The 25,756-nt window shown below is 47.8% G+C and carries 20 protein-coding genes; 3 read left to right on the plus strand and 17 right to left on the minus strand.

Features of this window, described 5'->3' with window-relative positions; translation table 11 throughout:
* The 10 genes from C7R91_RS05555 to C7R91_RS05600 all read right to left on the minus strand — a co-directional run bounded on the left by C7R91_RS05555 (window position 1) and on the right by C7R91_RS05600 (window position 11,040).
* Window positions 1-1,287 carry a copper resistance CopC/CopD family protein gene (locus C7R91_RS05555; protein ID WP_047071546.1) on the minus strand — a complete coding sequence of 429 codons (1,287 nt, stop codon included), beginning with the start codon at window positions 1,285-1,287 and terminating at the stop codon, window positions 1-3.
* Between the two features lie 152 nt (window positions 1,288-1,439).
* A complete protein-coding gene (locus C7R91_RS05560; RefSeq protein WP_047071545.1) occupies window positions 1,440-2,273 on the minus strand; it encodes an alpha/beta fold hydrolase in 834 nt (277 codons plus the stop codon).
* Window positions 2,274-2,349: 76 nt separating this feature from the next.
* Window positions 2,350-3,453 carry a Ger(x)C family spore germination protein gene (locus C7R91_RS05565; RefSeq protein ID WP_047071544.1) on the minus strand — a complete coding sequence of 368 codons (1,104 nt, stop codon included), beginning with the start codon at window positions 3,451-3,453 and terminating at the stop codon, window positions 2,350-2,352.
* Window positions 3,450-4,547: a GerAB/ArcD/ProY family transporter gene (locus C7R91_RS05570; protein WP_047071542.1), complete on the minus strand. Its 1,098-nt coding sequence runs from the start codon at window positions 4,545-4,547 to the stop codon at window positions 3,450-3,452. The genes C7R91_RS05565 and C7R91_RS05570 overlap by 4 nt, the downstream gene beginning before the upstream one ends.
* 17 nt (window positions 4,548-4,564) lie before the next feature.
* Window positions 4,565-6,040 (minus strand): spore germination protein, encoded by a 1,476-nt coding sequence (locus C7R91_RS05575; RefSeq protein ID WP_047071540.1) that lies wholly within the window; start codon window positions 6,038-6,040, stop codon window positions 4,565-4,567.
* A 149-nt stretch (window positions 6,041-6,189) separates the two neighbouring features.
* On the minus strand, window positions 6,190-7,245 hold the full coding sequence (locus C7R91_RS05580) for an ABC transporter substrate-binding protein (RefSeq protein ID WP_047071538.1): 1,056 nt from the start codon (window positions 7,243-7,245) through the stop codon (window positions 6,190-6,192).
* Window positions 7,246-7,306: 61 nt separating this feature from the next.
* Window positions 7,307-8,104, minus strand: a complete 798-nt coding sequence (locus tag C7R91_RS05585; protein ID WP_047071536.1) for an ABC transporter permease — start codon at window positions 8,102-8,104, stop codon at window positions 7,307-7,309.
* Window positions 8,101-8,904 (minus strand): ABC transporter permease, encoded by an 804-nt coding sequence (locus C7R91_RS05590; RefSeq protein WP_047072025.1) that lies wholly within the window; start codon window positions 8,902-8,904, stop codon window positions 8,101-8,103. The genes C7R91_RS05585 and C7R91_RS05590 overlap by 4 nt, the downstream gene beginning before the upstream one ends.
* Window positions 8,905-8,948: 44 nt before the next feature.
* Window positions 8,949-9,935 (minus strand): ABC transporter ATP-binding protein, encoded by a 987-nt coding sequence (locus tag C7R91_RS05595; protein WP_047071534.1) that lies wholly within the window; start codon window positions 9,933-9,935, stop codon window positions 8,949-8,951.
* A gap of 154 nt (window positions 9,936-10,089) precedes the next feature.
* A complete protein-coding gene (locus tag C7R91_RS05600) occupies window positions 10,090-11,040 on the minus strand; it encodes a DMT family transporter (RefSeq protein ID WP_047071532.1) in 951 nt (316 codons plus the stop codon).
* Window positions 11,041-11,178: 138 nt separating this feature from the next.
* Here C7R91_RS05600 and C7R91_RS05605 point away from each other — a divergent pair, with 138 nt between their 5' ends.
* Together C7R91_RS05605 and C7R91_RS05610 are read left to right on the plus strand one after the other, a co-directional pair.
* A complete protein-coding gene (locus C7R91_RS05605) occupies window positions 11,179-12,528 on the plus strand; it encodes an aminotransferase-like domain-containing protein (RefSeq protein WP_047071531.1) in 1,350 nt (449 codons plus the stop codon).
* Window positions 12,529-12,873: 345 nt separating this feature from the next.
* Window positions 12,874-13,497, plus strand: coding sequence for a YqaA family protein (locus C7R91_RS05610; protein ID WP_047071529.1), 624 nt, complete (start codon window positions 12,874-12,876; stop codon window positions 13,495-13,497).
* A gap of 53 nt (window positions 13,498-13,550) precedes the next feature.
* On the opposite strand, the gene C7R91_RS05615 is transcribed toward C7R91_RS05610, so the two are convergent.
* The 5 genes from C7R91_RS05615 to rbsK form a co-directional block, all read right to left on the minus strand.
* Window positions 13,551-15,689, minus strand: a complete 2,139-nt coding sequence (locus C7R91_RS05615) for an ATP-dependent Clp protease ATP-binding subunit (protein WP_047071528.1) — start codon at window positions 15,687-15,689, stop codon at window positions 13,551-13,553.
* 118 nt (window positions 15,690-15,807) lie between these two features.
* On the minus strand, window positions 15,808-16,947 hold the full coding sequence (locus tag C7R91_RS05620; protein WP_047071526.1) for an MFS transporter: 1,140 nt from the start codon (window positions 16,945-16,947) through the stop codon (window positions 15,808-15,810).
* A 65-nt stretch (window positions 16,948-17,012) separates the two neighbouring features.
* Window positions 17,013-17,609: a TetR/AcrR family transcriptional regulator gene (locus C7R91_RS05625; RefSeq protein WP_047071524.1), complete on the minus strand. Its 597-nt coding sequence runs from the start codon at window positions 17,607-17,609 to the stop codon at window positions 17,013-17,015.
* 123 nt (window positions 17,610-17,732) lie between these two features.
* Window positions 17,733-18,095: a cupin domain-containing protein gene (locus C7R91_RS05630; protein WP_201781911.1), complete on the minus strand. Its 363-nt coding sequence runs from the start codon at window positions 18,093-18,095 to the stop codon at window positions 17,733-17,735.
* Window positions 18,096-18,104: 9 nt separating this feature from the next.
* Complete coding sequence (gene rbsK / locus C7R91_RS05635; protein ID WP_047071520.1) at window positions 18,105-19,007, minus strand: ribokinase; 903 nt, start codon at window positions 19,005-19,007, stop codon at window positions 18,105-18,107.
* Between the two features lie 167 nt (window positions 19,008-19,174).
* Here rbsK and nfi point away from each other — a divergent pair, with 167 nt between their 5' ends.
* A complete protein-coding gene (nfi, locus tag C7R91_RS05640; RefSeq protein ID WP_047071518.1) occupies window positions 19,175-19,861 on the plus strand; it encodes a deoxyribonuclease V in 687 nt (228 codons plus the stop codon).
* 71 nt (window positions 19,862-19,932) lie between these two features.
* Here nfi and C7R91_RS05645 read toward each other — a convergent pair whose 3' ends face one another.
* The gene (locus C7R91_RS05645; RefSeq protein WP_047071516.1) at window positions 19,933-20,694 is read right to left on the minus strand and encodes an alpha/beta fold hydrolase; all 762 of its coding nucleotides are present in this window, start codon (window positions 20,692-20,694) and stop codon (window positions 19,933-19,935) included.
* 181 nt (window positions 20,695-20,875) lie between these two features.
* Window positions 20,876-25,747, minus strand: coding sequence for a non-ribosomal peptide synthetase (locus tag C7R91_RS05650; protein ID WP_047071514.1), 4,872 nt, complete (start codon window positions 25,745-25,747; stop codon window positions 20,876-20,878).
* Between the last annotated feature and the right edge of the window lie 9 nt (window positions 25,748-25,756).

A 25,756-nucleotide genomic window follows, 5' to 3' on the forward strand; every position in this document is an offset into this window, starting at 1 on the left:
CTAGTTTGGATCTGTTTGAATCACGGCTTGATTATTTGTCTCAGCAGTCGGGTAGTTGGTCTGGCTCATCCAAAGTCCAGCCAGAATAGCGATAATCCCGAATACAATCTCCCAACGCAAGTAAGCGGGCTGCAAGGAATTTTTCGTCCGCCAACGTCTGGTTTGCCTAAAGGCTAGAAGAAGCATAAGGCAGACACTTGCTATTTTTCCATATAACAGATAGCTCCATGACGTTGAACTCTGGATAATATTCATGATATCCGTCTGCACGATGAGCATGACAACACCCGTCACGACGGCAAGCACTGCCGCCACAGCAACTGTCTGCAAGAAGAACCTCTTGAACGACTCCTGTCCTCGTTCAGCCGCTTTGACTGTAAGCAGCAAGTAGACAAGTGCCCCCATCCACACGGCGACCGTCAAAACATGCAACAGTCTCAGCAAAATGGACAGCCAGACAGGAGCAATGCCCCATGCATGACCACCAAAAGCTTGCGCGCTGATCACGAGAACCCAGATTCCCACATACCAGCCGGACACCATATTGGGAATCGCGATCAATAACAGTAGTACAAAGGACACCAGCAGCATGATTGCAAACGGAGACTGACTAAGCAAATTCCCGTCCATCTGCCACAGTGCTTGCGTAAGGGATACCGCGGTTAACGATTCGTCATACAAGAACCACAAAAATATTAGTCCGATGATCGCCAAACTCCATCCGATTTGTCTGCCAATCCCGATGAGCTGGGCAAGCGAAGGCAAGCCATGACGCTGTGCTCCCCACGCTACCAGATACAAACCTCCACCGACGAGAATAATTCCTTGCGCCAAATAACGGTACATGATCAAGTAGCTTGAATCGGCTTTTTGCTCATTTGGCGGAACCACGACCGCACTTTTTTGTCCGATGGAAAACGTGAGCTTCTCTGCGATCGGATGTCCGTCCTCGGAAACGACAGATACGATAACCGAATACGTCCCCTCAGCCAAATCGCCCGGCAGTTTCGCATTCAACTGCGAGGCATCACCCGGTTGCAATGTCGGCCGCTCCATTTTTATTTCCTTGCCATTCCAGTCAAATAACCGCACGTTAACAAGATCCGGCTCCAATGTTTCGGTAAACCGCGCAGATATTTGTCCTGGATTCTCCTTCAGTACCTCACCATCTTGCGGTGAGCTGCTCATCAAGCCAGCATGGGCGTAAGCAGTTGTCATACCCGTTGTCAGTACAAGTAAGAAGGCGAGCAAAAACATAACCGCATAATGTCTGATGTTGTATGTCACCCTATCACCTGCTTCCTTATTTCGACCTTAATCCTATCAAAATAGTACGAGAATCTATATGGCTCCATCGGGCTATCTGATGTGGCAAAGTGTTGAAAACAAAAAAAGGCACGATCGGTAATTCTCTCCGTTCCATGCCTTTTCAAACTGTATTAGGATGATTTTACAGTGCTTTGTGCGAGAAATTCCAACACGATTTTGTTGAACACCTCTGGTTGATCCATTGGTGGGATATGAGCTGAGTCAGGCAAGATGACTTTTTGTGCGCCTGGTATCCGCTCAGTCAACACATCGGCGATCTGTAGAAAATCAGGATAATCCCGCGCTCCTGCAATGACGAGTGTCGGGGCTTTGATTTCTTCCAAACGCTCGATTGGTGATGGGGATAAAGCTTCCAATCCGACTCCAAACTCCGGCAGCGAAAAGGCGTGTCTGTTGATTTCTTTAAAGCGGCTTCGTGCTTCGCGAGCTTGCTCATTTACCGGCTGACCAGGACCGTCAAACCACATTTGTGTCGTCATTTCCAACGCTTCCTCTGTCGTGCCACGCTGGCATACTTGATTGAATCGTTCCACATCCTGCAGTCTTTGTTCACTTCTTGGGTGACCAAACAAGCCGGATGCGACCAGAATCAAGCTGCTCACCATCTGCGGATAAGCAAGGGCGAACTCCTGCGCAACCATTCCCCCAAACGAAAGCCCAGCCACATGCGCTTTTTCAATACCAAGCCCTAGCAGTACTGCTTTCACGTCATCGTACAAGGTAAAAGGAACATCAGTCGCCCGTGTTTTGCCGAACCCGCGGATATCAAAGCGAACGACCTTATACGTCTGTGCAAATGCTTGCAGCGGGGCATCCCATAGCCTTGTATCCAGATTGAAGCCGTGGATCAATAAGAGCGGTTCGCCTTCCCCTGCTACTTCATAGTAAATGCGTGCGCCATTTGCTTCGAGAAAGCCTGCTTGTACAGCCTGCCTGTTTTCCATTTTTTCTCACCTCACACCTCACTATCTCACCCCCGTTTGTTGCTTGTCCAGATATTTATTCACGTTCATGGTCCATTTACCCAATGACGCCTGTCCGTAAAATCTTGACCTGGACATCAACATCAAATTGCGTCCTTTTTATGGCTTCACGGCATTCGTCTCTATTCAATTTCTTTTTTCCGCTCTTTTGACGGGCTATGTTGTAGATTTCCCCGAATCCTACAGGATCTACCTGGTGTTTTCTTAACTTTTCCAGTAAACCTTCCGTCTCTTTTTTAACTGCCAGCTGGATTGCTTTTTGTACCTTATGCAACTCCTCCGGCTTTGATAAATCTATTTGTTCAGCCATTTCCTGAATCTGTGCTGTCATTTTGACCTTCACCGAAAACCTTGGTTTATCCAAATCCAGCAGTTTGATTTGCTTTTTGCTTGAGATATGTTCAATTACAGTAAAAAAACGCTGATTATCAACAGTCAAGTTTATTTCCAATTCTCCCTTATTGTAACGCTCACGTAATATCTTAAGGAAAAACCCCTCCCTTGTGGAAATCTCTCCCGCCAATCGTTCATCTCGAAACAGAGCAATTTTGTCAATATGCAGTTCGTTTTTTACTCTTTCGATATAAGGCATCACAGGATCTTTCCCGACCGCATAATAATCCTTCATAAACTCATGGAGTTTAGAGGAAATCATGTTCTCACCATTGACGTTCTGCCGTATGGCTTGATAGAGGTAAATTCCGATGTTGCTCGTTTCGGGGTAGCGATGTGTCAAGATGTCAGATGCCCTTCCTTTCGCCACGGTCAAATAGACATTACTGCCAATGGAAGCATCTCGGCTCAAGTTTTCCACAAGCGGCAATATTCCTTTGCGTGCCAGCTCATCCTGATAGACAGCGACACGAATTTGCCCCCCAACTATTTTTTTGGAAGACTCCCTGTTATGAGTAATTTTGAGTCCTTTGCTTGTATTGGCTGTTCCCGCAATCACAGTGACGAGTTGACGCGCCTCCGGATCAATTTGATAAAACACCGTAGTACCCAACAACCTTCCGTCTCCGATTTGATCGTAACCCACGGCAACCGCTAGTCCCAATTTTTCTAGTACCTGTTCCTCCCCACAGCCATGCAGCAAAGCAGCCACTAGCAAATAATAAGCAAGCAGACGTGTCCTTTTCATGTCTGGACCGTTCCTTTCCGAAACAGCAGAATAACGATATAAAGTACCAACGGATAAACAAATATGATATAGAAGCCTACCGCTCCGAAAACATCCGTGATCCAATTAATCGATTGGCGCGTCTCCAAAAAGTTGCTGGCGAAAAACATGACAATGACAATCCCGATAAGTGCTTTTCTTTCCTTAAATCCACCAATATGGTGTACCCCCCGCATGGCTACCCACAAGTTCAAAAGCAAATTATCCAGCATGATCAGCATCCATAATGAGATGGAAACAAACTCAAACCGCTCCAAAAACGGAAACTCTACTATTTTCATCATCATCAGAGTTGCCCAGATCAAATGCTTAAGCTGTTCCCCTTGAAAATACAGGAGTGTAACCAGCATGACGACAACATACAAAAGAGTGGTCATCAGCAGTCCACCATGTACATAGCGAGAGAGTAATTGCTTTTCCTTTACAAAAGGGTAAATGAACAAAATAATCTCGAATCCAATAATGCTAAAAGACATCTTCCTGGCACCGTCCAACAGCTCTACAAGGTCGTGATGAAAGACAGGCTGGAGTAAATTAAAATCGGCGTATTGCGCGGGATAAATCATCAACAAGAGCTGACAAATTGTCAGTCCAACCGAAAAAAAACTAATCCCAGCCAACACTCGAATTCCACCTGTCACTCCATAAATGGCCAGACAAAGCAAGGAAGCATTCAATAACCAGGATGGCACCTCTGGAAACATCCATGACTGAATGATCTCGATATATCCCCGCAGGATCGTTAATGCAGAACCCATGATATAGATGATAAATATCAAATTAAGCACTTTGGCTGGCCATTTTCCAAACACCATTTGGTGGATGTCATACAAATCCAAGTTTTTATATTTCCTCAAGATTTTTAGCATGACCCACGCTGCCACATGCGTCATCAAACCTGCTATTATGACCGCAATCCAAGCGTCTTGCTGCACTCGATCATAAATAAAGCGCTGTACGCCCGCTATACCAATTCCAACCTGGTTGCCATGCACAATAAACATGGCAAGGGAGACGCTGATAAACATATGGCTATGACGACTAATCGTTGACATTCCCATTCAACACCTAACTACTGAATTGGTCTTTTCTTCCCGGCTTCATCAGGCAAACGGGCGTTGTCAGGAGAACGCGTCAAAGCAGGACGCTTGCCGAGATTATAAAAAGGAACCCGGATTAGACTGTTTTTAAAATCCCGTAAGCGAAATGGAAAAAAGGGGAGAAAAAACGGACGTCCTAAACTGGACTGGCGTAGGATGTGAATCAATAGAAAAGATGCGCCAAGCATAATACCGAAGCCTCCCCAAATTCCAGCCAGCAAGATGATTGGAAAACGGAGGATGCGTACTGCGGTACTCATCATGTAGGAAGGAAAGGTAAACGACGCTAATGCACTTAGTGCCACAATCATGATCAGAATGTTACTGGTAAAGCCCGCTGCTACCGCGGCCTGTCCAATAACGATACCACCCACGATCCCCATCGTTTGCCCGACTTTGAAAGGAAGTCTTGCCCCAGCCTCCCGCAAGAATTCAATGATCATCTCCAGCAGCAAAGCTTCAAACAATGGCGGAAATGGCACCTTGGAACGAGACTTTACCAACGATACGAGCAAAGCAGAGGGAATCATTTCATAGTGGAACGTCAGTGCAGCCACATAGATAGCCGTAAAAAACAAGGAGACAAAAAGAGCAAGGAACCGCAACAATCGAATAAAGGAAGCCATTTGCCAGCGAATATAGAGATCTTCATTAGACTTGAAAAAGTCAACGAAGGTACTGGGACCCATGATTGCAAAAGGGCTGCCTTCCACAAACACGATAACCTTTCCTTCCAACAGAGCTTCACTTACATAATCAGGACGTTCTGTCATGATCAACTGCGGAAAAATAGAAAAGGTATTATCATCAATGAGTTGAACCAGTTTTCCACTGTCAATCAATCCATCTACATCGAGTTCTCTCACACGCTGAACCACGGTTTGAACATTTTCAGGATCAGCCAGCTCTTCCATGTAACATACTTCCACATTCGTCCTGCTGCGTCTCCCTATCGTAATAGAGACGTTAGAGAGCATATCCGTCGGTAGATAGCTTTGAAGGATTCCTAAGTTGGTTTCAAGTGCTTCGGTAAAAGAAACCTGCGGACCGAATATTTGTACTTCGACTTGAGCCTCTCCCAAAGAACGACTCGGTATATTTGCCACGAAAAGAAGAAGCCCGCTGTCCACTCCTTCTATTTGAAGGTAAATCCATCCCCTCACGAGATAATCGGTGACTTGTCTGTAATCAGTCGTCTTGCGGACGCGAGCAACAGGGAGGCTCCCCACAAGAGCATCAGGAGTTATCTTTTCGTCGGGCAACCTTTCTAAAAAGGGAAGCAAAACTTGCTGGAGAGTAACCATATCAATGAGATACGGGAGGTATGCTAACAACAAGCTATTGTTTCCACAGGATAAACTGCGAAACGACAATCGCGGATTTCGCAGTTGTTGCCATAATGTTTCTTGCGTCTCTTTAATGGAATCAGGAATCAAGTTGGTTGTCATTTTCTATTACCCCAATAAATGGTGTACCTTTATTATTTTCCAAATCTCTAGCTCTATTCCCCTTTCCAGCCGAAGAGTAGGTTTCTATCCATATGGAGAAACAAAAAAAACGAGACGGAAATACTCCATCTCGGTTCGTTCACCACTATTTATCTGCCGCTCTTCATCTCAGTCCAGTAGCGGTCGTATTGCTGCAAGGTTTCTCCTACGTCGACCAGCCACTCCGCACGGGCAATGTCTGCTGTATCCAGGAAGACCATCTTGTTGGAACGATATTCTTCACTGTGCAGTGGGTATGCTTTTTCGTTCGGGTTGCTGTAGCCAATAGACTCGTAGTTTTTCACACTGACCTCTGGGTCCATCAAGTAGTTGATGAACTTCTCAGCCATTTCCTTGTTCTTAGCGCCTTTTGGAATTGCCAGCGTGTCTGCCCAGATCGTTGCGCCCTCTTTCGGAATGACGTACTCCACATCTGGATTTTGTGCGTGAATGAAAGCGGCGTCTCCGGACCAAACCGTTCCGATCCATGCTTCTTCAGCAATCATCTTTTGCTTGATGTTATCTGTATCAAAAGCAACAACATTCGGCACTACCTTTTTCAAATCAGCAAAGGACTTTTCCAGCTCCTCTGTGTTCGTCGTGCTATTGGAGAAGCCGTTCTTGATCAGTGCCATTCCCATAACCTCACGCGGGTCGTTCAGCATGATCACACGGCCCTTGTAAGCTTCATTCCACAGATCATTCCAGCTTGTCGGGGTTTCTTTTACATATTTCTTGTTGTAAGCGATCCCGGTAATTCCCCATGTATATACGAGTGAATACTTGTTTTCTTTGTCAAAAGGAGGTGTCTTGAACGTAGACACGATATTACCCATGTTCGGAATGTTCGCTTTGTTCAGCTCTTCCAGGAGACCCAGCTGAATCATGGTGCCTACCATGTAATCGGAAGGTTGAATCAGGTCGTAGCCGGATGCACCCGCTTGAATTTTTGCCAGCATTTCTTCATTGCTGCCGTACACATCATAGTTGACCTTAACGTTGAATTTTTGCTCAAAATCTTTGATGACGTTTGGGTCGAAGTTGTCTGCCCAGCTATAAATATTCAATACTTGTTGCTCTTGCTCAGATGACGATGAGCAGCCTACAGCAGTCACCGCAAGTACGGCGGTCAAAGCGCCGATCATCAAGGACTTGAAACGTTTCATTTTTTCTTCTCAACCTCCAAATCAGTTATGGGATTGCCTTTATGAAAACTCCATGATGTATCTAAAAGATGGATTGATTATTTTTCGAATCTTTGCGGCGGTAAATCTCTGCCACCACAACCAACAGCACGGTGCTCACGATCAAAAGTGTCGAGAGTGCATTCACCTCTGGCGAAACGCCTCGTTTTACCAACCCGTAAATGTAGAGTGGCAATGTGGTCGAATTCGGACCAGCCACGAAGAACGAAATAATGAAATCGTCCAGCGACAGGGTAAACGCCATCAGGAAGCCTGCGATAATCCCCGGCATGATCAGAGGCAGCGTCACATAGCGCAATGTCTCCCATGGAGTTGCTCCCAAATCTTGAGACGCTTCTTCCAGTTCTTTGCCCATATCAGCCAAACGTCCAGAGATAATGACCATCACATACGGCATGCTAAACGTGACATGCGCCAGAATCAGGGTCACTTTCCCCAGCTCCATCTGTACCTGGCTAAACAGCACGAGCATGGCCAACCCCATCATGATCTCCGGGATGACGATCGGCAAGTACATCAGCCCGTTGAAGATATTGCTCCAACGCAGGGAATAGTGCTTGACCGCCAGAGCGGCAGCCGTACCCAATACGGTTGCAATGACGCTGCTGATAACCCCAATCGTCAAACTGTTCATCAACGCTTGCATGACCTGCCTGTTTTCAAACAAAGAAACGTACCACTTCCACGTAAAGCCCGTCCACGTAGCGTTGATCCGTGAATCATTGAACGAATAAAGGACAAGGATCAAGATTGGCAGATACAAAAAGACCAGCATCAGCCACGAGTATCCAGATAGTGCGTTTCGACGTAATGTTTTCATGCTGATCCCTCCTTTGTCTCGCTCGCTTTGGTAGCGCGGAAATAAAGAAGAATCAACAGCATGGACAATAGCATCAGCACGATGGACAAGGCAGAACCGAACGGCCAGTCACGCGCGGACAAAAATTGATTTTGAATGACGTTTCCGATCAGAGCCGATTTCGCTCCTCCCATGACATCCGGAACGACGAACATCCCGATGGAGGAAACAAATACGAGGATCGATCCAGTGACGACACCTGTCTTGGTCATCGGCAGAGTTACGTGCCAAAAAGCCTTCCAAGGCGTTGCACCCAGATCATACGCTGCTTCCAGCTTGCGGCGATCCATCTGCTCCAGCGACACATAAATCGGCAGTACCATGAACGGCATGAGTGTGTACACCATCCCGAGCAGAACAGAACCCGAATTGTACAAAAGCGGCAGCGGCTCCGAAATAATGCCCAGCGATTGCAGGAACGTATTGATCACGCCTTGCGAACGCAAGATGATTACCCACGCATAGGAACGGACCAAGAAGTTGATCCAAAACGGAATCATCACGAGCAAAAGCCATATTTGCTGAGTCGATTTTTCCAGCCGTGAAATGTAATACGCTAACGGATAGCCGCACAAGATCGAAAATACCGTTGTTAAAACCGCTACGACCAGCGTATCTCCAAAAATTTGGCCATACAGCGGATCGAAAATACGGATGTAATTGTTCAGCGTAAACTCATAGACAACTTGCCCGTACGTGCCTCTTTTGAGGAAAGACAGTATGGCGATCATAAGCATAGGCAGGACGAAAAGCGCACCCATCCACAAAAGGGCGGGAAGCGCGAGCAGTTTTACCGGCTTCTTGTTTAACAAGGAAGAATCACCTCGTCCGTCTGTGCCCAGCCAATGGCCACTTGATCTCCCACCTGCCAGTCCAGACCGTCACCTGCGTACTGATGTGCCATTACGGTCATATCCTGCCCCTCGAGGCGAATAAATACCTTGCGCAAATTGCCGAGGAACACCGCGTCAGCAATGGTGCCCAGCTTCTTGTGCTTGTCCTTGTCGGAGTCAACCGGGTACAACTTGATCTTTTCCGGACGTACTGCTGCATTCGTTCCGTTTTCTCGGAAAATGTTGTTTTCCCCAATAAAGGTAGCCACAAACAAGGTTTGCGGGGAGTTGTAAATCTCTGCTGGAGAAGCAATCTGTTCAATTCGTCCCTTGTTCATGACCGCGATTCGATCGGACATCGCCATCGCTTCTTCTTGGTCATGTGTGACGTAAATGAACGTGATGCCTAAGTTTTTCTGCAAGTTTTTCAATTCGAGTTGCAAGCTTTTTCGCAATTGGTAGTCCAAAGCACCTAGAGGCTCGTCCAGAAGCAGAACTCGTGGGTTGTTAATAATCGCCCGTGCGATTGCTACGCGTTGCTGTTGTCCGCCAGACAGCTGCTTTGGCATGCGCTTCCGCAATTCTGTCAGTTGGACGTACTGAAGTACTTCCTCCAAACGCTTTTGTTGTTCAGCTGCGTTCACTTTTTTCATTTTCAAACCAAACAGGATGTTTTGCTCCACGGTCATGTGTGGAAACAAAGCATATTGCTGGAACACCATGTTCATATCACGCTGATACGGTGGCACAGCCTTAAGTGGCTTTTCGTCTAGGAAAATTTCCCCGGTCGTTGGCTGCTCAAAGCCAGCAATCATTCGCAGCAATGTCGTTTTCCCACAGCCACTGGGTCCGAGTAACGTCAAAAACTCCCCTTCTTCAATGGAGAGAGAAAAAGAGGGGACGACGACAGTATCTGCAAATCTCTTTTCAATCGAATCCAGATGTATAATTTTTTTCATTCCGTCATCTCACCATATGTCATTATACTCACAATCTAGGTAACTATATCGTGTATGATACGATTTGTAAACAGTTTCAGGAACGATTCCCCCCACAAAAACAAACAGAGCCAATGAATAAACATTCGCTCTGTTGTGTGTCCTTATTTATTTTCTACACAGACGTGGATTTCGGTTGAGGCGTGTGATTCTGTTTTTTTATTTTTGCCCCTAGGAAATTCGTCCCAATCACCCCGATAATAATCATTACTGCGCCAATAAGATGGTAGTATGCCAGTTGTTCCTGCAAAAAGATAACGCCTGCCACGATGGTAACCAACGTAGACAAATTGTTAAACACGCTGAGTTTGGATGCCTCCATCTTGGACAAAGCAAAGTTGGTCATAAAAGACGTCATGAGCGAGGACAGTATCCCTAAAAATACAATCGAGATGATAAAGGCCGAGCTGGCGAAAGGGGCAAAATACGTCGATAAGGTCCCCTCTGCACTATGGCGAATGACTGACCAGCCGTTAAAAAACAAAAATCCGAGTAACGCCACCATATACGTCATGTCTATATAATGAAAGGACTTTGTCATTTTCCTCGCCAGAACACTGTACCCCGCCAAAGAAAAAGCGGATAACAGGATGAGAACGGTACCGATACTGCTCCCTGAGACTGCGCTTACACCCAGCCCCTTCATTGCAAAAATGTACACGACTCCTCCGACGGATAAAAGCGTGGACAGCTTTTGTAGCCACGTAGAAGACTCGCCCAAAAAGAATGCCGCCATGATCATGGTAAAAATCGGAACGGTTGCTTGAATAATCCCCGCTTCCGAAGAAGTGGTATACACCAGTCCAAACGCCTGTAGGGTAAAGAACAGAATGGGGTACAGCATGGCGAGCGGTATAATCGTGAGCATGTCTTTTGGCTTGATGGACAGTTTGATCCACCCAAACACGATCGGGATGGATGCAGCGATAAAGGCCACGGTAAAGCGGTGTGCCAAAGTATCAACCGGGTTGGTTACAGCGAGTGCCATTTTCAGAAACAAAAACGACAAGCCGGTAATCCCTGCATTAAGTAATGCCGCAAGAATCGCTTTTTGTTGGTCTTTCATCGTATGTATCTCTCCTACTGGGTACTTTTTACAGACGGCCGTCTTAGGTTAATAGTAATGGGGGATCAATCGTGCTACAATGCAAAAAAGGAGTAACTGTACCGATACAAATTCGGCGGTAAGGGAAGGGTTTTTTTGATGCACAAATATTTGCAGCTTCAAAACGAACTCGAAACGTTGATTGAAAGCCTCTCTTATCGAGACGGAGACCGGCTTCCCTCCATTCGGGAGCTCGCCTCTCGCTACCAATGCAGCAAGAGTACCGTGATCCGCACCTTGGATGAGCTCGAAAAGCGTCATCTCATCTACTCGGTCGATCGAAGCGGCTACTACGTCGTGAAAAAGCAAAGGAAAATACAACCCGCAGATACGTCGATGATCGATTTTGCGACCTCTGCTCCCGATCCTGACCTCTTTCCTTATATCGACTTTCAACACTGCATCAATAAAGCGATTGAAACCTATAAAAACGATCTTTTCATATACGGAACGACACAAGGCTTGCCATCGCTCATTTCCGTCGTTGCCAAGCTGCTTGGGAACCATCAGGTTTTTACGGACCCTGGCAATATATTCATTACCTCCGGTGTCCAACAAGCTCTATCCTTGCTGTGCAGTCTTCCTTTTCCAAATGGCAAAGAAACGATTCTGATTGAGCAGCCGAGCTACCACCTTTTCATTGAGAGCTTGCAAGTACGGAAGCATCCTGTCGTCGGAATCAAGCGCACCGCCAAAGGAATCGATTTAGAAGAGCTGGAGTCTATTTTCCGAACGGGAGAAATCAAGTTTTTCTATACGATGCCTCGCTATCATAGCCCGCTTGGTACATCGTACAGCCGAAAGGACAAACAGCGCATTGTGGAGCTTGCCCAACAGTACGATGTCTATATCGTGGAAGACGATTACATGGCAGATCTTGAGCATGACAGCAAAGCCGATCCTCTCTTTGCCTATGACCGCTTTTCTCGCATTATTTATGTAAAAAGCTATTCTAAAATTATATTTCCCGGGCTGCGTTTGGGTGTAGCCGTTATACCTGACGCGCTAAAGGATGCCTTCAACCAGCACAAGCGACTCATGGATATCGACAGCTCCATGCTTTCTCAAGCTGCGTTGGAAATTTACCTAAAAAGCGGAATGTTCGAGCGTCACAAGCAAAAAATACGCAGTTCCTATCATCGGCGATCCAACCTGCTGATGGCGTCCTTGAACCATTTCGCGGCGAACGAAGAGCATCTGTTCACCTTTGTGCCCCTTGCGTATCCGGGGATTCATACGCACATTGTTTTGAACGATTCCACCCCAGTTCCTGCCGTTATCACCCAGCTAAAAAAACGCTCGATCCTCGTGGATTCTATTGATAAAAATTACTTGGTGGGCTTTCCGCAAGAAAATATTTTGAAGCTGAATGTATCCTATGCCAAGGAAGCAGTGATTGAGCAAGGGATTGACGTGTTGATGGATGTGTTACGCCGCATGCACCGTTAACCTATCCGCCTTAAGTCGTAGATAAAATCCGGCAAGGGTGCGTTTTTGGACTACAACGAAATCTCGATAATGGAACTATTGAGTAACCAGAAAACGCTCTACATCGTATTATCAAATACAAAGAACATGGTTCATCCGGATGATTCTCTGGTATAAATTGTTTCAAAATGCAAGAATTGTGGTATATCGTTGTATAGTAAGTGAATCCCAATTCAAAAAAATTCGTTCCATAGTCGGCCAGTTTGAAGTAGAATCGCATCTAGACACATATAATTTACCTGGTACGATCCGATTCGTTTGAGTTGATGACTGGCAGTTAACGATAGAATGACAAAGGAGAAATAGATGTTTCAGAACATTTTAGATTTCTTAATGGAATACGGCTATTTGGGAATGTTCATCCATTCTTTTGCAGACGCAGTCATCTTTCCCGTTCCTGCCTTCTTTCTTCAAGTGCCACTCAGCCTCGTTGATCCTTCGCAGGCATTGTGGATTGCTACAGTAGGCTACATCGCTTGTCTCATAGGGACTCCCGTCGGTTATTTTATCGGTAAAGTACTAGGCAAATCCGTTCTGTACAAAATCCTCAAGAAGGAATGGATTGACTCTGCAACTGAGATGTTTCAAAAGAAGGGCGAAGTCGCGATCTTCATCGGTTCGTTTACACCGATTCCGTTTAAAGTATTTACAATTATGTCGGGTTGCTTGAAATTCCCTTTGTGGAAATTGATCGGGTATGCCGCAATTGGACGGGCAGTCAAATTTTACGCAGTCGGATTCTTGTTTTATTTTTACGGTAAAATGGCGGAAAATATGGTCCATAACGTTTCTCTCTATATCTTTCTCACCGTGGTGCCGCTCATCTTGATCGGATTATGGGTGAAGAAAATCGTCACCAAGCGCCGCCAGCTGAAAATGGAAAGTGCTGGCGTCAGCAACGGCATCAATGAGAAAGCCATGAATAAATAAAGAGGAAACTAAATGCAAAGAAACCCCGATCGGGGTTTCTTTTTTTACGACTGTTATCCTTTTTTCACACGAATTACATCATTCTCGACATCAATGACCATAGCTGTCACATTGTCTTCTTCCATCACCAGATCCGCAATGCCATCCTCGACGTATTGCTGAATCACGCGGCGCAATGGACGCGCCCCGAAGGAAGGGTTGTAGCCCAGCTCAGCCAGCTTTTCTTTTGCAGCATCTGACACGCTGATCTCCATTCCTTGCTCAGACAGATTGCCCATGACATCTCGCAACAGCAGATCGACGATTTTGACCAAATCCTGTTTTTCCAGATGAGCAAAGGAAATGATCGAGTCGAAGCGGTTCAGGAACTCCGGCTTGAAGTACGCTCCCAGAGAATCCAGCACGGTGGCAGGCTCGGGTGCTTGAGCTCCAAAGCCAACGGAGATTTTACGCTCACTCACACCGGCATTGCTCGTCGCAATGATGACCGTCTCCTTAAAATTCACCGTACGGCCCTGGCTGTCTGTCAAACGGCCATCCTCCAGAATTTGCAGGAACATGTGCATCACGTCCGGATGTGCTTTTTCGATCTCATCCAGCAGGATAATGCTGTACGGATTGCGGCGTACACGCTCTGTCAACTGGCCTGCTTCTTCATGTCCGACGTAGCCTGGAGGAGAACCGATCAATTTGGATACGGAGTGCTTCTCCATGTACTCGCTCATATCGAGGCGGATCATGGAATCACGGGTGCCAAACAGCTCCTCTGCCAGCGCTTTGGACAGCTCTGTCTTCCCTACGCCAGTCGGACCGACGAACAGGAAGGATGCGATCGGTCTGTTTTTCGGTTTCAGACCTGCACGACTGCGTCGAATCGCCTTCGCTACTTGTGTGACCGCCTCAGACTGGCCAATGACTTTTGCTTCCAAATGAGCTGCCAGGTTCTTCATTTTCATCTGCTCATCACTTTGCAGCTTCGTAACAGGAATCCCAGTCTTTTGCTCGATCAAGGCTTGGATATCCGTGACGTCAACCTGGACGCGTTGCTCCTTGCCCTCCATCTGATCCAGCTTCTCTAAAATAGCCGCTTCCTCGTCTCTCAGACGGGCAGCTCGTTCGTATGCCTCTTGCTCCGTCGCTTCCTTTTTCTCCTGATTGATTTGCGCCAGCCGTTCATGCAGCTCTGTCGTATCAACCGCGGAGGATCTCAGGTTCAAGCGCGAGCCCACTTCATCCATGAGATCAATCGCCTTGTCAGGCAAGAATCGATCCTGGATGTAACGATGGGAGTATTCTACGGAGGCACGGATGACATCATCCGAGTATGCGACTTGGTGGAATGCTTCGTATTTCGGACGCAATCCTTTTAAAATCTCGATGGCTTGTTCTACAGTTGGTTCCTTGACCATGACTGGCTGCAGGCGACGCTCCAGAGCAGCGTCTTTTTCAATCACGCGATACTCTTTTAACGTGGTTGCCCCAATCAGCTGCAACTCACCGCGAGCCAGTGCAGGCTTCAGGATGTTCCCTGCATCCATGGAACCTTCCGCAGAGCCTGCTCCCACCAAGAGATGAATCTCATCCACAAACAGGATGACGTTCTTGCGTTTTTGGAGCTCGGCAATCACTTGCTTCATTTTTTCCTCGAACTGTCCGCGAATTCCCGTCCCTGCAACCAGAGAGGCGACATCTAAAATGTACACCTGCTTGTTTTTCAGCTTGGTCGGTACTTGCCCTTCCGTAATACGCAGGGCGAGGCCTTCCGCAATCGCCGTCTTCCCGACCCCTGGCTCCCCGATCAGAACCGGGTTGTTCTTGTTGCGTCGGTTCAAAATCTCAATGACACGCTCAATTTCTTGTTCGCGTCCAATCACAGGATCAATCAGTCCGGCACGTGCCGAATCGTTGAGATTACGCCCCAGGTCATCGAGGATGCCTCCGCCACGCTCTGGTGCTTGTGGTCGCGGTTGACCGGAAGATTTGCCCGGATTCATAGAGCCTTGGGCAAAGCCTTGCAGGAACTCATCCAGTCCAGAGAAGGAGGAGAAAGGACTAAAGCCCATGCCCACTCCCATTTTGTTAGTCAGCTTTGTTTTGCAATCCTGGCACAAATCGTACTTTTGTTGCTGATTTTGTACACGTATATGAACAGTCACAGTTGCTTCACGTTGTTTGCAAATTTCACAATGCATATTCAATCCCCCCAAAAGCGTTGTTTTGGAATTCAGAAGATCTTTGACCTTTCCTGACCTTCGATGACTTTATTATAGTTTGACCTTCTTTGACTTTCAAGAGGGATTGTATGGTTTTTTACACTTTGCTTCTTTGCAGGTAGGGAACGATTGAAAGTAACCCGATAACAGCTAAACAAGCACCTACCCACAATGGTGAGACAAGTCCATAGCCACTGCTGATCCCGATCCCGCCTAGGGAAGAACCAATGGCAACACCCATTGTAATAAAGGAAGTATGCACCGTGTTTACCATCGTTCCACTGCCTGCTGTATTCATGACGCGTGCGATCATGGCCGGATTCATCGCAACACCCGTCAACCCAATCAGAACAATGGACAGCACAGCGATCCATTTATTTTCGGCACCTACGGCAAACAGAACTAATGCCGCTAAAAGTATGCTTAATCCCGCTACAAGGATTCGCATGGGAAAACGGTCAGCAAGTCTGCCAATTATGACATTTCCGATCACGGTCGCGATGCCGTAAAGGGCAAGCAAATACGGGATACTCGCATCCGGAAATGCCGTTACACCGGTAAGAATCGGAGTAAAATAACTAAACGCTGCGAACGTACCGCCAATGATTAGCATACTCGTTGCATACGCAGCCCAAAGGTGCGGATTTTGAAAACTGGCAAGCTCATCCTTTCCATTCATCTGGTCTTTTTGTGCGGAGGAAGGGAGCAACCATTGAATCAAGACCCCTGATAATAATACGACTACCGCAACAGCCCAAAAGCTCATTCTCCAACCGAAATATTGTGCAATCACGGTTGTCAGAGGGAGCCCGATGACAGTAGCAATCATTAAGCCTGCCAAAACAATCGAAGCGGCCTTTCCCCGTGACTGAGGGGGAACCAAGCTGGCTGAAATACTGACGGAGATGCCAAACGCTGCGGATGAAGCGATACCCGTTAGGATACGAGCAAGCATCATCGACTCGTAATTCCAAGCTATTGCCCCTAACGCTTGACCAATAAAGAAGACGGCAACCAAAGAAAGCAGCGCTTGTTTTCGGCGAATATGCAAGAGAGTTGCTGTCAGGACGGGACCTCCTATCACCATTGCCCCCGCATACGCCGTAATAAAATATCCGATGGATGGGATCGACACGCCGAAATCATCAGCAAGCTCATTCATCATCCCAGCCACCATAAATTCAGAAGTCGTCATCGCAAAAATCGCTACCGCTAACAAATAAATCATCGACGGCATAAAGGAACACTCCTTATCTAATTATTGTAACAATCAGTACAAAAATCACTCAAAAAAAGAGCGCATTACGCGCCGAAGATAGATTCTATAGTGCCATTCATGATTTGTTCAGCCAATGCCCGATTTTGAGTGGAAGCATTCAATACACGAAAGCCGTAGTAGCTGCTTAAAAATAAGCTTGCCAAATCCACCGCGGATCTTTTTTTGGAGATTTCACCCGTTCGCAAGCCTTCCTCCATCACTTTTTCCATAGTTTGCTTGAGAAATTCAACATGTCTGGAGACGATTTCTTCAATCTTGGGATCGTCTTTTGCCCGTTCCAATCCCGCATTGATCAGCAAACATCCCTTTGGATTCATTGATTCAAAGTCTTCCACCAATGCCCAAGCTAAAAAATTTTGCAGCCGTTCTTTCACGGAACCCGGACACTCCAATAATGCCCGCTGTTCACGAATCCCGGTATCGTGATAGTGTTCCACCACCGCCAGATAAAGGTCCTGTTTGCTGCCAAACGTATTGTACAAGCTCCCTTTTCCTAGTCCAGTATCACTGCATAAATCATGTGTAGAACAACCATTGTAGCCTTTTGACCAAAATGTTTTCATGGCCACATCTACGATGGACGTGTAATCAAAATCACGAGGTCTGCCGCGTTTGCTCACCGGAATCCTCCTTTCGTTTCCAACTGTTATGGAAATTTTACACATTATGTACCGATCGGTCAACAAATTAAATAGAAAAAGCCCATTTTGGAACTCATCTCTCAAAATAGGCTTGATCATTGATTATATCGTCTCTAAATCTGTTACTGTTTTTTCGTTTACTTGATCTCCAGTATTCAGCGTCGTCTTTGGCTCTAGCAATAATACATGAACCTCTTCTTCTGCAACTGGCATATGCTCAACACCTTTTGGAACAATGAGAAATTCCCCTTCGTTTAACCAAACATCTTTATCGCGAAACTTAATAAGCAGTTTCCCTTTCACTACCAAAAACATCTCATCCTCATTTTCATGCTGATGCCAGACAAACTCACCTTTAAATTTCGCCAGCTTTACATAGGAGTCATTGATTTCGCCTGCAATTTTGGGACTCCAATACTCATGGAATAACGAAAACTTTTCAGCTATATTGACCTTTTCCATTATTCTCCCCCATTAAAAAGAGTATGCTTGCACTTCATCGAAAGTAGGCAGGGATGGTTGAGCTCCGTTCCTAGTAACGACAATCGCTGCTACTTTGCTTGCGAAAGTGGCCGCTTCCGTTTCTGTCATTCCTTGTGTAATCCCAACCGCAAAAGCAGCTGTAAAGGAATCGCCTGCCGCAGTTGTATCCACCGGCTCTACGCGGAAAGCCGGGATATGGGTCGCTTCATCAGCGGTTACTAAGAGAGCGCCCTTTTCTCCCAACGTCACGATGACGCGTTTTGGTCCACTAGACAAAAGCTTTTTGGCTGCGGCATGCACTTCGTCTATCGTGGATACAGGCATTCCTGTGAGAATAGAAAGCTCTGTTTCATTTGGGGTTAAGGTATGTACATGGGTTAATAGCTCACTGGATAGCTCGCGTGCAGGTGCCGGATTTAAAATGACCAGCTTGCCGAGTCGAGCCGCCTCTTTGACTGTATATTCCACGACAGGCATCGGGATTTCCAGTTGGAGCAATACGACGTCGCTGTCCTTTAAAATAGCCAGATGGTCTGCAATGTGCTCGGAGCTAACGAGCGCATTCGCACCTGGAACGAGCACGATGTTATTTTCCCCATCATCACTTACATTGATAAAAGCCATGCCTGTCGTACCCGAGCATTTGATCCCCTCTATGTGAACGTGCGCATCCGTTAGCCCCTTGAGCATAACCCGGCCGTTCTCATCTTCTCCTACCATTCCGATCATGGAGACATGCGCACCCAGGCGAGAAGCCGCTACTGCCTGATTCGCTCCCTTTCCACCCGGAATCAGCTCGAAGTGATGGCTTGTAATCGTTTCTCCTGCTTTGGGCAAATGATGTACATGGGTTACGAGATCCATATTGATGCTTCCTACTACTGCGATTTTCACGACGAGCCCTCCTAGCTAATCTCGAACATGATGATTCGGTCGGTTACAAAATAGTGCTTTTCATCCGAGAAGTCAACGTATTTTCTTTAGGATTGTTCCTATGACTTGGAGCATAGCACATCCATTGGATATAATGAACAAATCTTCTATCATCCGGAGGTAAGCAGATGGAGCCGATTATCCAACATCCTTGGAACATTGATGAGCAAGAGGCCATCAACCTGCAGCGACAACTAGCCCAGCAAGTGAAAAAAGTAGATCAACTAACGGACGTAAGCTTCGTCGCCGGTGTAGATGTCGCCTATCATGCCGAGTCTGATTTGTTAGTCGCTGGTGTCGTGATCCTCGACGCCACTTCCCTGCAAGTCGTCGAGTCTGTCGTCATTCAAGACACCGTCGAATTTCCGTATATTCCCGGCTTGTTCTCTTTTCGAGAGCTGCCTCCACTGGTACGTGCATTCAAGGAGCTCAAAACAACACCGCAGCTCGTCGTCTGCGACGGGCAAGGAATCGCCCATCCGCGAAGATTCGGACTAGCCAGTCATTTGGGCATCTTGTTTGACATTCCTACCATTGGCTGTGGAAAAACGAGACTGCTAGGTGATTACGAAGAACCCGAACAGGAAAGAGGTGCGTATTCCCCTTTGATCGATCAAGGGGAAATCATCGGTGGAGTCTTGCGGACACACCCGAATATCAAGCCGATATTCGTCTCGATTGGGCATGGAATTTCTTTGCCGACTGCATGCGCATGGATCACCAAGCTCTCTCCCAAATATCGTTTGCCTGAAACGACGCGCCAAGCGGATCAGCTGGTGAATAAAGTATCGGCGGAGTTAAATAGCAGCCGCTAATGGAGTGTTGGCCATAACTTTTAAAATTGCCAGGCGTAGCTTTAGCAGCAGAGTACGGCTTGGCAGGCGGGCTACAACGTTTTCTGTTGTATTTGTTCGACACAGTCTTTGATCGTATCAAAGACGACTTCGGGCTCGGTAAATTGGGGAAAATGTCCACTTTTTTCAGCGAGGATATGTTTGCTGTTGCCTGACAATGAAAGCAGTTCCAATTGATGCTCGATTCGTTTTTTGCGTACTTCTTCTGGCATCATGCGATTTTCTTTTCCACCTGTAATCACATAAACAGGGATGTCGGGAAAAGAATCGATTGCATGGATTTGTTCCACTGTTTTTTTGACAAAATGAACTTCATTGAATTGTTTATGGGGAGACAACGAATCAAACATGGAGAGCATTTTGTTGATGGCTTTGACAACCTTACCTTGATATTTTTCAAGATCGATATCTTTCGGATGGCTCGATTCTAAAAAGACGACGCCAGCTACTTCGTTGGGGTAAACCCGGGCATATAAATTTGCATATAATCCCCCTAATGAATGTCCGACTAGCAAAAATGGGGGTTCAAAGCCTACTGTCTTTAATGCCTCCCGCAACGTTTCTACAATCGTGCATCCATCTTGGGGTTCTTGAGGCTTATCACTACCCGAAACACCAAGACGATTATAGGAAAATACAGATGACGTCTCTGAAAGATCCGGTAGTATTTTCATCCAGCCTTCTATGGGTCCTGAACCACCGTTAATGAGGACGATATTGGGTTTGCCGTTTCCGCTCCAATGATATTGGATTTTCCCTTTTGAAGTACTTACTGTCGATATCTCTATTGCCAATGTACGACACCTCGCTCTGTTAGGGCTGGACTTCCCTGTAGTAATACGTGCTGAACAAACGACGGTTTCTATTTTGCAGGAGTGATTCTTGCGGTAAGGAAAAAGAACAGCGGCAGAAAGGACGTTATTTTGTCGTCCTTGTCTTGCCGCTGTCTTACTTATTAACCAAGAAGTTATTTGGTTATTTGGTGCCGAGTGGTACTGCCAACAGCTCCGCCAGCTTGACTGCATTCTCTCCTACCATGCAGCTGTAATGGTTTCCAGCGATTTCCGTCACTTCCAGTTCTCCAATGCATATATCTTGCCAAAAAGCGATGGTCTCTTCACTCGTGCTTGGCAAAAATTGAAACGGCTCGCGAGCCAGCAGGAAGCGAATGTCTCCCATATATGGCAAAGGAGTATAGCGAGCTGCTTTAAAGCTCTGCCCAAACACTTTGCACAAGCCCTCTGCCATTTCCACTGGCATCTGTTCCCCTGAGGTTTTGCCCAGCGCATGGACATAAGCAGTAAAGCGTTCTCTTCTGTCAAACGCGGATAATTTGCGGAACATCTCTCCTACCTGGTCTAGCCCGGCGTCTCCGCCGATGGTGCACGCTGAGCCTTGCGGGATGCAATCTCCGTATTTTTCTACAAGCTGCAAAATCGCCCGTGCGAAATCGTGCTCATCCACTTTTCCAAAATCAGCCTGTTCCAGCGTGATGTTTAGGTTCGGAACGAAAAGTGCCTCAATCAAGAGATCGTCATTCACTTCTGTCAGAATCGGAGGAATGTCGATTAAGACCAGGTCCAGAATAGGGACGCCCTGCTCCCCGAGTCTTCTCGCCACTTCAATGGCAATCAATCCGCCCAAGGAATAGCCGATGAGCTGTACAGGTCTTTGCTCACCTTCACGCAAGATGTCGATCAAGCATTCGGTATAATCATCAGCCACGGTTTCTATCAGCTCAGACGGTTCTAGTGCGCAATAACGCTCGCTATCGTCAATGGCGATCCCGACGATGCTTCCTGTCTGCTGGGCTTTGAGCTGTTCAATCAATGGACGAAAACTGTCCATCGTCCCCAAAACGGCATGGAACACAACCCGCAGGGGCCCAGATTCATCACCGCCATATGGAATCAGCACGGCATTGCTCGACTTGTTGCGTTTTTTCGGCAACGCGGTTTCCTCACTGTGCTGCATCTCCTGATTGCGCAAATGTATGAAGCCAGCCAGTGCTTCCACGGTCGGGAAGTTGAGCATTTGTCGGAGCAAGACATCAAACGGGATGGCAGCGTGCGTCGGGTCCTCTGCCAGCTTGTCGCGCAGCTTTCCGGCTACCTGTGCCATGATGAGAGAATCTGCTCCGTACTCATAGAAGCTTTGTGTTCGGCCGATTCTCGATACCCCCAATGCTTCTGCCCAGACGTGCGCAAGCTGCGCTTCCAACGGGTCAAATTCAGCCCCATCTGTAGCGTCTATAGCAGCACTTTGTCCGAATGACGATGCAGGGCCCCATTTTGCCAGCTCGCGGCGATCTATTTTTCCATTTCCGGTTAGCGGCAGCGCATCTACGACTTGCAGGTGGGCAGGCAGCATATAGGCAGGCAGGTGTAAGGAAAGGAATTTTTCCAGCTCTGCGGCACTGACCTTCACCCTGTCCAGCTTCACTCGATGAGCGAGCAGTTGATTCTCTCCCTCCTCTTGCAGCACAAACACAAGACCGTCTTCTTCCTTCTGCCACTCACTTATCCATGACGCCTCTGTCCACTTGGCAAGAATAAGCCACCCGCCTGGGCAAGTCAGTTCTTTCAGCTTGTTCATGTCGGCGCTATCTGTCGCTCCCGCAGCGAACACCACGTCGAACGAGTTCGGTGCCAGTCCTTGCGCCCGATACTCTTCTTCTACTGTTTCTATGCTCACATACTCTGCATCATAGCCTTCCAATGCTTGCGAGACATGCTCTGTCAGCACACCGTTCCCTGCGCCTACTTGCAATACCCGTAGAGGCTTGCTCGTATGGTGTCGGGCAATCTGTTGCAAAAGCATGACGATGCGCTGATTGACCTCGATGCCCGTTTCTTCAGAGATCCCTTTTACGAGCCTCGCGAATTCTGCTCTTTCTGCTTCAAGGTCCCGATCCATCTTGCGGGCGCTTTCCACAATCCCTAGCAAAACAGGCTCGTCACTCGCTCCATCCAGCACGACACCAGCTGCGGCGACAGCAGGGTGTTTGAGCAGGGCCGATTCAATTTCACCGAGCTCAATCCGATGCCCTCTGATTTTGACCTGATTGTCTTCGCGACCGATAAACTCGATTTCTCCCCCCGGTGTGTAGCGGCCCAAATCACCGGTTCGGTACAGTCTCTCTCCATCGACAGGGTGAGAGAAGAACCTTTCCTCCGTGAGCCGTTGATCTCCCACATAGCCCTCCGCCAAGCCAGCTCCGGTTATATACAGATCCCCGATCACCCACACCGGGCAATCGCGCATCTGGGAATCGAGGACGCGGAAGCCTTGATTGGCGAGGGGGCGGCCATACGGAATACTGTTCCAGTCTGCTTCCAGTCCTTTGTACAGATGGTAGTTCGACCAGATCGATGCTTCCGTGGCGCCGCCGAGACTGACGATCTGTGCAGAAGGCATATGCTTTTGCATCCGATCAGGCAGCGTCAACGGAATCCAGTCACCGGAAAGCAAGGTCAGTCGCAGGCTGTCTACCTTCACCGTTGGCGTGGAATCCAAATACGTGACCAGCATCTGCATCAGGGCCGGCACGGAATTCCACACGGTGATTTGATGCTCTGCTATCAGCTCACTCCAATGGGAAGGGTCCGTTTGACGGTCCGGATAAGGATACACGACCGCACCACCAACAGAGAGCGTGGCAAAAATATCGTAGACAGATAAATCAAAGCTCAGCTGGGCAAGGCCAAGTACACGGTCATTTTCCGTGATCGCAAAACGACGAAGCATGTCCTCGATCGTATTTGCTGCTGCACGGTGGCTGATGACGACCCCTTTGGGCTGTCCCGTGGAGCCAGACGTATAGATGATGTACGCAGGCAAATCCGGGTTTAGGTCAGGCAGTATCAATGGTTCATGCTGCGGGGTTACTTGATCCACTGCAATGGTTTGAATGGAGTCAAACCATTGCAGCAGGTTGTCAGATACCGTCAAAGCATATCGGATGTCCGCCTGTTCCATCATGGCCTGTCGGCGCATCTCGGGTTGCTTTGGATCAATGGGCACATAGACGGCCCCAGCAAACAATGCACCGAGTACGGCTGTGACTTGATGCGCGCCTTTTTCCATCACGATAGCAACACGATCTTGCTCGCGGCAGCCCAGGTCTTTCAGCTTCCCTGCTACTGCGGCAGCTCGTTTCACCAGTTCTGCATAAGAAAGCTGTCCTTCCCTGTCAATTACAGCCGGACGATCTGGCGTCGTCATTGCTTGCGTTACGATTGGCTGATACAAGGCGTATTCTGGTAAAGCTGCGGTGGTTGCATTCACCTGCTGACGCTCTTCCCACTGCCAGTCTGGCAACGCAATTTCGTCAGCTCCCTCCCACACTTGCTCGCTGTCCGCCAAAGATTGCAGTAATTTTGCAAAAGTATCAAACATGTCGTCAACGACATGCTCTGGGAATACGCCCTCCCGCACATCCCAGTTCACCTGTAAGCCTGCCGAGCTGTCCATGGCTTGGCAATCGATGAAAACCTGCGGCGTTTGACTGATTCCATGCCCAGCAATTTTGCCCTGTAGCTGACCGCCCTCCGCTGGCTCCACTAACCCAATCGCGCTCGTAAATACGATTGGCATCAGAGCGGCTTCACGCCCGCGCCTGCGCGCTAGCTCGCGCATGACCTCCACGCCGGAAAATAAACGATGATCCAAATCTTCAAACAACTGCTTTTGAATGGTTTTCGCCCGCCCCTGAAAAGAACGCTCCAATCCCCAATCAACCGCAAGCAAATTGACGGATGTGAAATCCCCTACAATCTCATGGACTCGCTCATGCAGCGGCTGTCTGTTCAATAACGTCAAATTCAGGCAAAACGCATGATTTCGACTCCAACGCTCAATCACAGCCGCAAAGGCAGTCATCACGGCGGAGGTTGGCGTTAACCCTCGCTGCTGGGCACGCTTTTTGAAGGCCTCCCAAGAAGTGTTATGTAAGCGAATGAAGCGACGGCGAAAGCGTGCGTCTCCATTTTGGGTCTGCTGTCTCGCCAGTGGCAAATCCGGAGCCGGTGGCAGTGCATCGATCCGTTGCTGCCAGTACGCTTTGTCTCTGCCATAAGCCGTAGTCTCTCTTAGGCTGCGTTCGGCGAAGACGTAATCACGAAACGTAATCGGCAATTCAGGCAATGTTTTTCCGGGTTCTTTGTAGAGGGCCTCAAACTCACCCAGCAAGAGCCAAATACTCGCCCAATCCGCGATGAGAAATTCCATCGATACATGGAGCACGGCCCTGTCGCTCGTTTTCGTCAAACCGATATCAAACAGCGGCCATTTGGCTGTATCATACACACGATGTCCCATCGTTTCGCGTATGTCTTCGAGCCTTTTACCTGCCTCTTGCTCATCCATTTGACTCGTATCCGTATAGGTAATCGTCAAATGCGGAACCTTCTCCAGAATGCGCTGCTGACCGTTCTGATCAATGGTTGCGCGCAGCATGTCATGTCTTGCAATGAGTAGGTTCCACGCATCCTCCGCCCGCTTCGGATCAAGCTCGGGATAGTCCAGCTCCATGTAGATATGGCACGCCACGCCACCATAGCCAAACAGCTCATACCGTCCAAGCAAATAGGCAGACTGCACATCTGTCAGGGGAAAAGGCTCAAATCGCGCTGCTGGATCGGGTACCACCGTCACCGGTTGGGATTCGGCTCGCAAAAGAGCGAGAATGTCTGCTTTCTGTTCTTTTAACGCCTGTAAATCATCGGCTGCAAGTGTTCCTCTTGGGGCTCTGTAACGCAGGCTCCCATTTTCCTCCCATAGAAAGATTCCATCTCTGCGTAGGCGCATCACGAGCTCGACGCTATTCGTCTTGAGGTTTTGGGGCATATGCACACT

This window comes from Brevibacillus formosus (genome assembly GCF_003013405.1).
GTDB classification, from domain to species: Bacteria; Bacillota; Bacilli; order Brevibacillales; family Brevibacillaceae; genus Brevibacillus; species Brevibacillus formosus.

What these genes read in the sequence shown, in the direction of transcription:
- C7R91_RS05560 (WP_047071545.1), bottom strand. Translation starts at nt 2,273, where the DNA reads ATGGAAAACAGGCAGGCTGTACAAGCAGGCTTTCTCGAAGCAAATGGC.
- C7R91_RS05565 (WP_047071544.1), bottom strand. Translation starts at nt 3,453, where the DNA reads ATGAAAAGGACACGTCTGCTTGCTTATTATTTGCTAGTGGCTGCTTTG.
- C7R91_RS05570 (WP_047071542.1), bottom strand. Translation starts at nt 4,547, where the DNA reads ATGTCAACGATTAGTCGTCATAGCCATATGTTTATCAGCGTCTCCCTT.
- C7R91_RS05575 (WP_047071540.1), bottom strand. Translation starts at nt 6,040, where the DNA reads ATGACAACCAACTTGATTCCTGATTCCATTAAAGAGACGCAAGAAACA.
- C7R91_RS05580 (WP_047071538.1), bottom strand. Translation starts at nt 7,245, where the DNA reads ATGAAACGTTTCAAGTCCTTGATGATCGGCGCTTTGACCGCCGTACTT.
- C7R91_RS05585 (WP_047071536.1), bottom strand. Translation starts at nt 8,104, where the DNA reads ATGAAAACATTACGTCGAAACGCACTATCTGGATACTCGTGGCTGATG.
- C7R91_RS05590 (WP_047072025.1), bottom strand. Translation starts at nt 8,904, where the DNA reads ATGGGTGCGCTTTTCGTCCTGCCTATGCTTATGATCGCCATACTGTCT.
- C7R91_RS05595 (WP_047071534.1), bottom strand. Translation starts at nt 9,935, where the DNA reads ATGAAAAAAATTATACATCTGGATTCGATTGAAAAGAGATTTGCAGAT.
- C7R91_RS05600 (WP_047071532.1), bottom strand. Translation starts at nt 11,040, where the DNA reads ATGAAAGACCAACAAAAAGCGATTCTTGCGGCATTACTTAATGCAGGG.
- C7R91_RS05605 (WP_047071531.1), top strand. Translation starts at nt 11,179, where the DNA reads ATGCACAAATATTTGCAGCTTCAAAACGAACTCGAAACGTTGATTGAA.
- C7R91_RS05610 (WP_047071529.1), top strand. Translation starts at nt 12,874, where the DNA reads ATGTTTCAGAACATTTTAGATTTCTTAATGGAATACGGCTATTTGGGA.
- C7R91_RS05615 (WP_047071528.1), bottom strand. Translation starts at nt 15,689, where the DNA reads ATGCATTGTGAAATTTGCAAACAACGTGAAGCAACTGTGACTGTTCAT.
- C7R91_RS05620 (WP_047071526.1), bottom strand. Translation starts at nt 16,947, where the DNA reads ATGCCGTCGATGATTTATTTGTTAGCGGTAGCGATTTTTGCGATGACG.
- nfi (WP_047071518.1), top strand. Translation starts at nt 19,175, where the DNA reads ATGGAGCCGATTATCCAACATCCTTGGAACATTGATGAGCAAGAGGCC.
- C7R91_RS05650 (WP_047071514.1), bottom strand. Translation starts at nt 25,747, where the DNA reads ATGCCCCAAAACCTCAAGACGAATAGCGTCGAGCTCGTGATGCGCCTA.